This window comes from Niastella populi (assembly GCF_002078015.1).
Lineage (GTDB): Bacteria > Bacteroidota > Bacteroidia > Chitinophagales > Chitinophagaceae > Niastella > Niastella populi.
This window is the reverse complement of sequence record NZ_LWBP01000024.1, coordinates 1-12090: the sequence shown is the minus strand read 5'-3', so window position 1 is coordinate 12090 and position 12090 is coordinate 1. Positions and strand designations below refer to the sequence as shown.

13 protein-coding genes are annotated in these 12090 nt (G+C 45.0%); 3 read left to right on the top strand and 10 right to left on the bottom strand.

The window, feature by feature from the left end:
* Positions 1-144: 144 nt before the first annotated feature.
* Positions 145-1284, bottom strand: coding sequence for a tRNA guanosine(34) transglycosylase Tgt (gene tgt, locus A4R26_RS05010; protein WP_081161536.1), 1140 nt, complete (start codon positions 1282-1284; stop codon positions 145-147).
* A 402-nt stretch (positions 1285-1686) separates the two neighbouring features.
* On the opposite strand from tgt, the gene A4R26_RS05005 reads away from it, so the two are divergent.
* The 3 genes from A4R26_RS05005 (at position 1687) to A4R26_RS04995 (ending at position 4211) form a co-directional block, all read left to right on the top strand.
* Complete coding sequence (locus tag A4R26_RS05005; RefSeq protein WP_081161533.1) at positions 1687-2826, top strand: glycosyltransferase; 1140 nt, start codon at positions 1687-1689, stop codon at positions 2824-2826.
* Positions 2796-3446 carry a 16S rRNA (guanine(527)-N(7))-methyltransferase RsmG gene (gene rsmG / locus A4R26_RS05000; RefSeq protein WP_081161530.1) on the top strand — a complete coding sequence of 217 codons (651 nt, stop codon included), beginning with the start codon at positions 2796-2798 and terminating at the stop codon, positions 3444-3446. The genes A4R26_RS05005 and rsmG overlap by 31 nt, the downstream gene beginning before the upstream one ends.
* A 120-nt stretch (positions 3447-3566) precedes the next feature.
* Positions 3567-4211 carry a response regulator gene (locus A4R26_RS04995; RefSeq protein WP_081161528.1) on the top strand — a complete coding sequence of 215 codons (645 nt, stop codon included), beginning with the start codon at positions 3567-3569 and terminating at the stop codon, positions 4209-4211.
* Positions 4212-4480: 269 nt separating this feature from the next.
* Here A4R26_RS04995 and A4R26_RS04990 read toward each other — a convergent pair whose 3' ends face one another.
* From A4R26_RS04990 to A4R26_RS35340, 9 genes are all read right to left on the bottom strand, one after another.
* A complete protein-coding gene (locus tag A4R26_RS04990; RefSeq protein ID WP_081161525.1) occupies positions 4481-6502 on the bottom strand; it encodes a M1 family metallopeptidase in 2022 nt (673 codons plus the stop codon).
* Between the two features lie 243 nt (positions 6503-6745).
* Positions 6746-7201 (bottom strand): PepSY-like domain-containing protein, encoded by a 456-nt coding sequence (locus tag A4R26_RS04985; protein ID WP_081161522.1) that lies wholly within the window; start codon positions 7199-7201, stop codon positions 6746-6748.
* Between the two features lie 202 nt (positions 7202-7403).
* Complete coding sequence (gene rsmI, locus A4R26_RS04980) at positions 7404-8069, bottom strand: 16S rRNA (cytidine(1402)-2'-O)-methyltransferase (RefSeq protein WP_081161519.1); 666 nt, start codon at positions 8067-8069, stop codon at positions 7404-7406.
* A gap of 50 nt (positions 8070-8119) precedes the next feature.
* On the bottom strand, positions 8120-8320 hold the full coding sequence (locus A4R26_RS35575) for a four helix bundle protein (RefSeq protein ID WP_242674826.1): 201 nt from the start codon (positions 8318-8320) through the stop codon (positions 8120-8122).
* A 223-nt stretch (positions 8321-8543) separates the two neighbouring features.
* Positions 8544-8789, bottom strand: a complete 246-nt coding sequence (gene purS, locus A4R26_RS04970) for a phosphoribosylformylglycinamidine synthase subunit PurS (protein ID WP_081161516.1) — start codon at positions 8787-8789, stop codon at positions 8544-8546.
* Positions 8786-9550, bottom strand: a complete 765-nt coding sequence (locus A4R26_RS04965; protein WP_081161513.1) for a CDP-alcohol phosphatidyltransferase family protein — start codon at positions 9548-9550, stop codon at positions 8786-8788. Before A4R26_RS04965 ends, purS begins: the two co-directional genes overlap by 4 nt.
* A gap of 66 nt (positions 9551-9616) precedes the next feature.
* Complete coding sequence (locus A4R26_RS04960) at positions 9617-9973, bottom strand: four helix bundle protein (protein ID WP_081161510.1); 357 nt, start codon at positions 9971-9973, stop codon at positions 9617-9619.
* A 92-nt stretch (positions 9974-10065) separates the two neighbouring features.
* Complete coding sequence (locus A4R26_RS04955; protein ID WP_081161506.1) at positions 10066-11358, bottom strand: aminopeptidase P family protein; 1293 nt, start codon at positions 11356-11358, stop codon at positions 10066-10068.
* A gap of 522 nt (positions 11359-11880) precedes the next feature.
* Positions 11881-12090: hypothetical protein (locus tag A4R26_RS35340; protein WP_207625680.1), on the bottom strand; the 210-nt coding region annotated here is incomplete at its 5' end.

Here is a 12090-nt window from a genome sequence, read left to right as displayed (position 1 = left end):
TGGTTTGTTGTTTGTGGTTTATGGTTCTTTTATTCGGGAAGGCCGCCTGTATTTTAACATCCCGAATTCGCAGCAGTTTCGAATTGGGTCAGCAGGCTCAAAGCGCGGCAGCAACCACAAACAACAAACCCTAAACCATAAACGCTATAATCTCGTTTGCAGCCTCGGCACCATCTCATTTTTCCAACTTATAAAATCACCTTGCATAATATGCCCGCGGGCCTGGCGTACGAGCCATAGATAGAACGCGAGGTTATGCACGCTGGCAATGGTTAAACCCAGTATCTCTTTTGATTTCACCAGGTGCCGCAGGTAGGCTTTACTATAATGATTGCTGATATGCGCATCGATGCCGTTATCGATGGGAGTGAAATCGCTCTCCCATTTCTTGTTATCGATATTGATAACCCCCTGTGAAGTGAACAGCATGGCATTGCGGCCATTGCGGGTAGGCATTACACAATCGAACATATCCACGCCGAGCGCAATACATTCCAGAATGTTCCAGGGCGTGCCCACGCCCATGAGGTAACGCGGTTTATGCGCCGGCAGGTTATCGCAGCAAAGACCGCACAGGTCGTACAGCATATTGTCGGGTTCGCCAACGCTCAATCCGCCAATGGCATTTCCGGTGGCGTCTTTGGAAGCAATGTATTCGCAGGAAGCCTTTCGCAGATCGGTATACGTACTGCCCTGTACAATGGGAAACAGGTTTTGCGTATACCCGTATTTATCGGGTGTTTGGTTAAAACGGGTAAAACACCGGTCGAGCCAGCGATGCGTAAGGTGCATCGACTTTTCGGCATATTTGTAATCGCTGGGATATGGCGGGCATTCATCAAAAGCCATAATGATGTCGGCCCCGATGGAGCGTTGAATATCCATCACCGATTCGGGCGTGAACAAATGGCGCGACCCATCGATATGCGACTGGAACACGACCCCGTCTTCGGTGATCTTGCGGGTGCCGGCCAGCGAAAACACCTGGTAGCCGCCGCTATCGGTAAGAATGGGCCTGTCCCACCCTTTAAACCGGTGTAAACCACCGGCTTTTTGCAGCACTTCGGTGCCGGGGCGCAGGTACAAATGATAGGTGTTGCCCAGAATGATGGATGCATTCACTTCTTCCCGCAACTGTTGCTGAGACACGGCCTTTACACTGCCAACCGTACCTACAGGCATAAAGATGGGTGTTGCTATTTCACCATGATCGGTGACAATATGTCCTGCCCTTGCTTTTGACTGATCATCGGTATGTTGTAAAGTGAATTGTAGTGCGGCCATTGTTTCAAAAAATTAGCCTGCAAAGATAATGGTTACCGGTTACCGGGCACCAGTTACCGGGAAGTGAGCAGTTGGCAATTGGCAGTTGACAAAAACCGGTAAACACCCCGGCAACCAGGCCTGCCATCACGATGGCGCAGCTAAACTCTCTGCTCTATGGGAAATGGCTGACAAACAGCCATTGGCCTGCATTGCGAACTGTAAACTGTGAACTGTAAACTGTGAACTGTAAACTGTGAACTGTGAACTGTGAACTGGTAACTGTTTCACTTTATTGCCTAACCCTTTTTATTACGAGCGGCCTGTTCTTTTGTCTGGGTACAACTTCAAATTAAAAACTCATTAGTTTATCATATTTTCGTGCAAAACCTTCACGGAACCGTGCCTAAATTAATTGCTTTTATGGGCGAGATACAAACGTTTTTTATTACCTGGTGGCCTTGGATCCTGTTTTCTCTTTTTTGTCTGGTTACGCTGATCCAGATAATTTATTATATAGCTTTTTTCAGAAGGGTGGCGTTCTTTAAAGAAGCGCCAAAAGACAAATCTCAAACACATGCGGTGAGCATTATTGTTTGCGCCCGCGATGAAGCGAATAATCTTACCAAATATTTACCCGGCGTATTGGTTCAAACCTACCCAACAACGCATGAACTTATTGTTGTAAATCACAACAGCCAGGACGAAACACGTTACCTGCTCGATGAATTTAAAAAGACATGGAAGAACCTGCAGGCCATCAACCTCGAGCAGGAGGCGCTGGGTATTCCCGGTAAAAAATATCCTTTGTCTATCGGTATAAAAGAAGCCAAACACGAAATATTATTACTTACCGATGCCGATTGTGTGCCTGCATCGGAATTCTGGCTGCAAAAAATGCAGGACGCCTATCACGATGGTGTTGAAATTGTGTTGGGATATGGAGCTTACAATAAAAAGCCCGGCATCCTCAATAAACTTATCCGTTTCGAAACCTGGCATTCGGCCCTGCAATACATGTCATACGCACTGGCCGGGTTACCGTATATGGGTGTGGGCCGGAACCTGTCGTATAAACGCGAACTGTTCTTTCGCACAAAAGGTTTTTCATCCATCAACCATGTGGCCAGCGGCGACGACGATCTGTTCATCAACCAGGTTGCCAATAAACACAACGTGAATGTAGTGCTCGATCCCGATGCATTTACTTTGTCGGAACCGAAACGCAAATTCAGCGACTGGATCAGGCAAAAAAACCGCCACTATAGCACCGGCAAATTCTACAAACCTGTTCATAAGTTCCTGCTGGGATTATATTCAACATCACACTTTTTACTGTACCCGCTGTTTGTATTATGCATGTTCTTTTTCGACTGGCGTATTACCCTCGGCGTATTTGGCCTGCGCTTTTTATGGCAGGCGGTAGTTTACTATAACGCCATGAAAAGGATGAATGAAAAAGATCTTTTTTACTGGTGGTGGTTATTAGATATCTGGATGTTCATACATTATTTCATCTTTGCTCCTTCATTATGGAGAAAGCCCAACAAAACCTGGCACTGATTACAAAGTATTTCAGTGACTTTACCGACGCTCAGTTACAACAGTTCAGCCTGCTGGAAGAACTGTATACCGACTGGAACAGCAAGATCAACGTTATTTCGCGCAAAGACCTCGACAGCCTTTACGAAAAGCATGTGCTGCACTCATTGACGATTGCCACCGCTTTTGATTTCCCTGCCGGTTCAAACATTGTTGACCTTGGCACGGGTGGCGGCTTTCCGGGCATACCTCTGGCCATCTTTTTTCCCGAGGTGAAATTTCACCTGGTCGACAGTATTGGCAAGAAAATAAAGGTGGTGGACGCCGTAGCCGAAGGGCTGGGGCTTAAAAACGTTACCACGCGTCATGGCCGGATCGAAGAAATCAAAGACAGGAAATTTGACTTTGTAGTATCCAGGGCTGTTGCACCATTAAAAGACCTGTGGACGTGGTCGAAGCCCCTGTTGAAAAAGCCAAACCCCAATAACCCCGGTAATCAGCCCGGGCTAATCTGTTTAAAAGGCGGTGATCTGCATGCAGAGATCTCCGAAAGCGGCTGCCGCCCGCGTGTTATGGAGATCTTCGAGATATTCCAGGAAGCGTATTTCAGGGAGAAGTTTATGTTGTATGTACCGGCATAAAATGGCCCTTCCGCTACAGCTTTAACTATCAGTGCGTAACAATAAGTATATTTATTTACAGTGGGTAAAACTACCTCAAAGTGGTATTTTACGTTCCCGCAAAAAACTGAACTTTGTACCATGATGGATATTACTGTATGTATCGTAGATGATACGAAAGATATTCGATCTGCACTTGAACAGATCGTTACTATGTCGGAAGGTTACCGGTTGTTGGGAAGTTGTTCGTCGGCAGAAGAAGCGATGGTTAAGATCCCTGATCTGAAACCGCAGATTGTGCTGATGGATATCAATTTGGGTGAAGGGGAAAGCGGGATAGATGTGGTGAAGCACCTGAAAGCAGAATATCCCGATATCCTTTTCATGATGTGTACCGTGTATGAAGACGATGAAAAGATCTTCGAGGCGTTGACCGCAGGCGCCAGCGGATACATTCTGAAAAAGACAGCGCCGCATAAACTACTGGAAGCCATAAGAGAACTGCAGGAAGGCGGCGCGCCCATGAGCAGCCAGATAGCCCGGAAAGTAGTGCAGGCCTTTCAACAAAATAAAGCAGGTGCAGAGGCGGCAGAGCATTCGCTCAGTGTTTTATCGAACCGCGAAAAAGAAATTCTCGAGTTACTGGCCAAGGGCATGTTGTATAAAGAAATTGCAGCGAGCCTGTTCATCAGCCAGGAAACAGTGCGTAAACACGTATATCATATATACGAAAAGCTGCATGTAAATAACCGCGTAGAGGCCATAAACAAGTTCTTTGGCCGCTAAAGGGAAGGAATAAAGCAAAGCGCAACAGCAAAATTACCCACAAAGTAGTATTGTTTAAAATGTAATACGAGGCTAGCTTTGCAACAGGTTGTAACATCAAATACTTCATGCCATTTAACCATCCTGTGCTCTGTTTATCTATAACCTTATTAGAGAAAAAGCCCCCGCTGTGCGGGGGCTTTTTAATGTGATAATTCGATAATTTGATAATGCCTCTGCGCGGCCTTCTGAACAATCGCGTGCCTGTATTTCATTATCACATTAGCTAATTACCATGGTATATCCAGCTTATTATTCTTCCTCTCCACATCGGCCATACGCATAGAAGGATCTATTTCTATCACCTTCAGATCGGTAAGGCGGCGGTTGATCTCGAACGTATACTGGGGATGCGTCCATTTCCACGGCTCATATACGTTACGGGGTATGGCAGCGTCTTCAACCGGTTTGGCGCCAAACATCAGGTACATAGGCACGTAGGCCATTAGTTTGCTGCCATCTTTAAACGTTACCAGCACATCTACAGGCATGGGCATATTGCCAATGCGCCGCAGCCTGATCTTTGTTTTACCGCCTTCTTCCCACAAACTATCAATACCATAATCTATCGTTTTGGTGGTATTCACAAAATATTCGCGGTACCAGTCGAGCTGTATATCGCTGGCCTTTTCAGCTACCCGTATAAAGTCATTTACATTGGGATGTTTGTAGCGCCATTGATTGTAATAATCGAGCAGGATCTTATCGCGTACCTGTGCACCTACAATATAACCCAGCTGCTCCATAAACACCTGCCCTTTTGAATAAGAGGCAATGCTATAGGCAATGTTGGTCTCAAAATGATCGGCATGGGTGGTAAGTGGTTCTTCGAGCCTGCTCGATACAAGACCGAAGTAATTGTCATACGCATCTTCATGCGGGTTGGCCTGGCCAATATACGATTTGCTTTCGGCCAGTGAATCAACCAGCACTTTCTTACGCGGACCGGTACCTGCTTCGCTTTCCGTAGCTTTTGAACTGGTAACGGTTTGATAGTAATTGCTTACAAGCGAAGAAGCGTAACTGGTAAAGCCTTCATCCATCCATGCGTATTCCGATTCGTTGGTGCCCAGCATCATCTGGTACCAGCTATGCATCCATTCATGAATGGCCGTGCCTATGCTGGGGCCAACAATAAGGGTGCTCATGGGATATTCCATACCGCCATCGCCTCCATGTATAAACGTATATTGTTTGTAGGGATAGGCACCGAATTTCTTTTCAATAAAGGGCAGAACGGTCACTGCCACATCGGCAACGCGGTTCCATTGGGTATGAAAATCCCTGATATAATTCTCTGCACTGCCGTAGCTTTTCTTTTTCTCATCGGTTAACTCACCATACACTTTCCGCAGGTGGGCTTCATCGCTGTTATAAATAACATGAATAATCGGTCCGCCGGCAATGGTACGGGTTAAATGGGCATATTCAGGATCGGCCGCCCACATAAAGTCGTGCACATTGGGGGCAACGAAACGCCAGGTAAGCGTTGGGCCGGTTGGTTTGGCCACTTTAACTCCCGGGCTCTGGTAACCAAACCCGATCTGGTTGGGGTTTTGCAAATAACCGGTACCACCGATCATATAATTCTTATCGATGGTAATGTTCACTTCATAATCGCCCCAAACGCCATAGAACTCGCGGGCAACGTAAGGTGTGGGGTGCCAGCCTTCATAATCGTACTCGCACATTTTAGGGTACCACTGGCTCATTGAATAACGCACACCGGTAGAAGGGTTGTCGCGGCCGCTGCGACGGATCTGCAGGGGCACCTGCGCTTCGAAATCCATTTCAAACACCACTTTTGTTTTGGGAAGAATGGGTTGTGAAAGCTGTACTTCCAGAATGGTTTCCTGCACATTGTACTTCTGGGCAACGCCATTCATTTTAAGGGAGCCGATTTTCTGATAACCGATCTCATCTTCTTTCAGGTACTGAATGCGGTCGCGCACGCGGCCATCCCAGTCGGGCCGGTTGTTGATCTTTTTCTGCCCCAGCGCCCGGCTGCGGTTATCCATCATGCTATTGGGCTGAAAAGCGTTCCAGTATAGATGATAGAACACCTTTTTGAGGGTATCGGGGGAGTTGTTGGTATATTCAAGCCGTTGTTTGCCGGTAAACCTGTTGGTGGTAACATTCATGGCAATATCCATCGTGTACTTCACCCGTTGCTGCCACCGGTCTGGCTGCGCCCATGACGACACTGTTGCCAGACTTAACAATACAAGCGTATAGATCTTATTACGCATCATTTCATTGGTTTTAGAATAAAATAGTTTTCACGTGCGGAAGGTAGGGAAAAAAGAAAAATGATATATAGTTGTAAGTTATAAGTTGTGGGTTATAAGTTATTAGCGGTCATTAGTCAAAGCATACTGAAGTGAAACTTGTTTGTATAAACGGAATGCGTACGGGCCATTCCGGTTGTAAAACAATGATCCCCGGCAGATTATCTATCGGGGATCTTATTTATATGGAAGTTATTGATTGTTGGCTTACAGTGTCATCTTATCGCTCAGCAACCGGCCGGTGGGATCGAAAAGCAGGTTCTTTTTCTGAATATCGCTCTTTTCAATTTCAAGGCGGTACTGGGTTTTGTCTTCACGCAGGGCTAACTTATATATTTTTTCTATGGTCCATTCTTCGGCGTATTTACTTTTTTGAAATCCATCTTTTACAGCCGCGGGAAGTTCTTCTTCCTCTATCTCGTTCTCAGTGCTTTGCCAGAATCCTTTATTGGTGAACTTAGCTTCGTAATGTACTTTATCGAGGTCAAAAACAGCGGTGAACCCGGTGAGGCGGTCGCGCCATTCCACGTTCAACGCGGTGGGGTATTTACTTCTGAAGGCTTCGGTAACTTCAGCTGGCAGTTTGCGCATCTGTGCGTTTGCGGTACCATATATGGTGAAAGCCAAACAAAGGGCCAGAGAGTAATAAACGAATTTTTTCATACTAATGCGTATTTATGGATGTTATCGATGCAAATTTCAATCCCCGGACTGAAAAAGAAAACTTAAAGTTGTGGAAATCATGTAAGCTACCTGTTAAATGACGCCTGAATCATTTAAGGATACGGATAATAATGCAGGAAGGACCAGACATTGTACTTCATACATTATATTTTGTTTTAGGATATTGTTTCGTACTTCTTGATTATTCTTTTCCCGCCAGCACGATCACTATTTCACCTTTAACATCCTTTTTTTGAAAATGTTCAACCAGCTCCTGTAAAGTACCATGAGCATTTTCTTCAAACATTTTGGTGAGCTCGCGGCTAACGCTGCAAAGGCGGTCGGCTCCGAAGTACTGTACAAATTCCTGCAGGGTCTTCAGCAGGCGGTGCGGAGATTCATAAATGATCATGGTGCGGTCTTCTTCGGCAAGCCGTTTAAGCATGGTTTGCCGGCCTTTTTTGGGTGGAAGAAAACCTTCAAAAACGAAGCGGTTCATGGGTAGTCCGCTATTGACGAGAGCGGGTACAAAGGCGGTTGCGCCGGGCAGGCATTCTACTTTTATTTTCTGTTTTATGCATTCACGTACCAGCAGGAATGCGGCATCGGAGATACCGGGTGTGCCGGCATCGGAGATCATGGCCATGGTTTTGCCTTCGCGCAACTGGTTGGTAAGATGTTGTACCACCTGGTGCTCATTATGCATGTGATAGGCGGTGAGCGGCTTCGAGATCTGGTAGTGATTTAACAGTTTACCCGATGTGCGGGTATCTTCAGCCAGTATGAGATCAACATGCTTCAACACCTCCAGGGCCCTGAGCGTAATATCCTGCAAATTGCCTATAGGTGTTGGCACGATGTACAGCATAATTCGATAATGTGCTAATTTGCTAATGAAAGACAAATTTTTCTAAAAAATTATCGTCCTTTTAAAGAAGACAAAATTTTATTTAACACTCTTTGAATTTCTTCCAGTTTTACAATAAGACCTTTACAATCAGGATAACTCTGCGAGTTATCACATAACATAAGCCAGTACTGTGTTTCGTCTGCTTCCTTAGCAGCTATCTTCATTTTGTGTATAAAGTCACCCCTGCTTTCAGCATGCTGCGCCTCCATAGCGTTAGCACATATTGATGTGCCCGCCGAAGCAACTGTTTACTGATTACAAATTTCCTGGTACTCTCCAGTCTTTCACAATAGTCAATAACTTTCAGAGAAAAATCGAAAGAAAGTTTTAGAATCGCATTTTTTTCAAGCAGCTCCTTTTGCATAAAATATTTATATAATCAAAAGCTGCTACTATCAGAGTATTCCATTAGCTAATTAGCACATTAGCTAATTAGCTAATTACGACTTCAAAGTACTCCATTACCGGATTCGCGAGTAACTTTCTGGAGGCTTCTTCGGCAATAGTTTTTGCCTGATCAGGGGTGTTGGCTTCTACCTGCAGGGTGATGTTCTTTCCTACCCGTACATCCTGAATATTTCCCAATCCCAGATTTTGCAATCCACCCATTACGGCTTTTCCCTGCGGATCGAGCAATTCTTTTAACGGCATTACCTTCACCTGAACTGTATAGGTCATGTGGTTTTATTTTTGAAGGCCAAAGATAAGATGATGTAAAGAATAAACACAACCGGTACTGCCAACCATTTTAATAATATGGCCGCTATTATTGCCGCAATCAGCAAAATAAGCTTGGGTAAATTGCTTTTTACCGAGAAATTTTTAAATTTCAACGCCATCAGCGGCAAATTGCTCACCATCAAATAGCTCAGCACCACAATGATGGCATACCAAAGCCATTTATTCTGCATCAAACTTACGGCTGCCGGTGTTTCAGAATACCAGTAAATAAGCGGAAATGAAGCAATAAGCAAACCCGCTGCAGGCGTAGGCACGCCTTTGAAACCATATTGCTGTGAATCGTCGAGGTTGAATTTGCCAAGGCGGAATGCGGCCGCACAGGGTACCAGGAATGCGGGCATCAGCATCATAATGGGCACTTCTACCCCATTGGGTTCTGCCGAATAACTCAACCGCAAAAACTGGTAAATGATCATACCGGGCGCTACGCCAAAACTCACTACATCGGCCAGGGAATCGAGTTGTTTGCCCAATGCGGAAGTAGCGCCGAACAGGCGGGCGACAAACCCGTCTAAAAAATCAACTAACGCAGCCAGCGCAATGAACAGGGAGCCCAGCCATATTTTTTCAGGGATCTCGATCAATTGGTCACCCTGCTCATTCGACACTATAATAATACCCTTCTGCAGTATATAGGTGATCGCAATACAACCAAAGAACAAATTGATCAACGTGAACAGGTTCGGAATATGTTTCATTAATTAGAAAATTAGTAAATGCGAAAATGTGCAAATGAAATACAAATCAGAATAAAACTAAAAAGATTACTTTCTTTTAGATGTTGAAAGAATCTTACCAAGTATCTTATTTATTTCCTCTAGTTTCAAAATTAAGGTTTTACATTCCGGATAATTTGGCGAATAATCACACAACATTAACCAATATTGAGTTTCCTCAGCCTCCTTTGCCGCCACTTTCATTTTATGAATGAAGTCATCTTTGCTTTCAGCACTTTGTGCCTCCATGGCATTGGCTCCTATAGCCGTTCCGGATTTCAACAATTGACGGGCAATCACATACTTTCTGCTGAGTTCCAGATGCTCACAATAACTAATTACCAACAATGAAAAATCAAAAGAAAGTTTAAGAATGGGATTTTGATCTAATAGTTCCTTTTGCATAAAATTCTTTTTTGATTAACAAAAGTTACTACCTGCCAGAGCTTTTCCCATTGTACGCTTTACATTTGCACATTTTCAAATTTGCAAATTTGCTATCTGTTTCTCATGATGGCTTCAATATCTTCCGACCTGATGGGAATTTTCGACATCAGGTCTCTGTTACCGGTTTTGGTTATCCACACATTGTTTTCGATACGGATACCCATTTGCTCTTCCTCTATATAAATACCGGGTTCAATCGTAAATACCATTCCGGGTTTTATAGGCTCGGTGCGTGTTCCAAGGTCATGCACATCGATTCCCAAATGGTGCGAAATGCCATGATATAAATACTTGCGGTATGCCCGGTTGTCCTTGTCCTCGTTCTTTACGTCTGATGGTTTCAACAAACCCAGTTTCACAAATACTTTGGTTGCTTCCAACCCAACTTTATCGGTGTAATCGAGAATGCTGATGCCAGGTTTCAGTATACTTTTCGCATAGTCGTGCAGGCGCAAACAACCGACATATACTTCCCGCTGGCGTTTGCTGAATTTACCATTCACCGGTACGGTACGGGTAAGATCGGCGCAATAACCGCCATACTCGGCGCCGAAATCCATCAGTACCAGGTCGCCATCTTTACATTCCTGGTTATTATTCACATAATGCAGTATGCGGGCGTTGTCGCCACTGGCTATAATACTGCCATAAGCCGGTCCGGTGGCGCGATGCGACAAAAACGAATGCCAGATCTCCGCCTCTATCTCATACTCCATTACCCCCGGCTTAATGAATTTAAGCACACGCTCAAACGTCTTATGGGTTATATCTATTGCTTTCTTTATTACCTCTACTTCCTGTGGCGATTTAATGGCCCGCAGGTCTTTCATGATACGGGCGCTGCGTTTATACTGGTGCAGCGGATAGCGCTGTTTCATGGTTTCGGCAAAACGGTAATCGCGCACCGGTACAAGGCTCGACTTGCGGTCGTTCTCGTTTGTATTGAGGTAAATGGTATCAGCCATATGTATCCAGCCCTGTAATGCCGCATCGAGGCTATCGAGCCAAATAATGGTCGAAATGCCCGAGATCTTCTTAGCCTCTTCTGCCCGCAACCGCTTTCCGTCCCATTTCTCCTTCATTTCGTTGGGGCGAACCAATACCAGCACTTCGCGGTATTTCGGGTCGGGATTACCGGGAAACAGGATCACCATGGTATCTTCCTGGTCAATACCACACAACCAGTACAGGTCGCTGTTCTGTTTGAACCGGTGCAGGGCATCGCCATTGGTGGGCAGTTCATCGTTGCTGTTGAAGATGGCAATAGCATTTTTATCCATTCGTGCCACAAAGTTTTTACGGTTTTGGATAAAAATGACAGGATCGAGCGGCAGATACTTCATGTAATAGATGTTTTATAAAAATGTAGCTTTTGTTTGAATCGGCGGGTAAAAATAAAGGGCAATTGTCAATTGGCAAGGGGAGAATCGTGAAACGGCAAGGCAAAAGCCTAAAAGGAATACAGCTGCAAGCTGCAAGCTATAAGCTGTAAGCAAATACGGAATACAGCTTAAAGCCGAAAGCCGAAAGCGAATACAGCTGTAAGCTGTAAGCTTCAAGCTGTAAGCAAAAGCAAATACGGAATACAGCTTAAAGCCTAAGGCCAAAGGCAGAAAGCAAAAAGCCGAAGATCCAAAGCAAAAGCGAAGGCCGAAAGCCGAAAGCGAATACAGCTGTAAGCTGTAAGCTTCAAGCTGTAAGCAAAAGCAAATACGGAATACAGCTTAAAGCCTAAGGCCAAAGGCAGAAAGCAAAAAGCCGAAGATCCAAAGCAAAAGCGAAGGCCGAAAGCCGAAAGCGAATACAGCTGTAAGCTGTAAGCTTCAAGCTGTAAGCAAAAGCAAATACGGAATACAGCTTAAAGCCTAAGGCCAAAGGCAGAAAGCAAAAAGCCGAAGATCCAAAGCAAAAGCGAAGGCCGAAAGCCGAAAGCGAATACAGCTGTAAGCTGTAAGCTTCAAGCTGTAAGCAAAAGCAAATACGGAATACAGCTTAAAGCCTAAGGCCAAAGGCAGAAAGCAAAAAGCCGAAGATCCAAAGCAAAAGCGAAGGCCGAAAGCAGAAAGCCGAAAGCG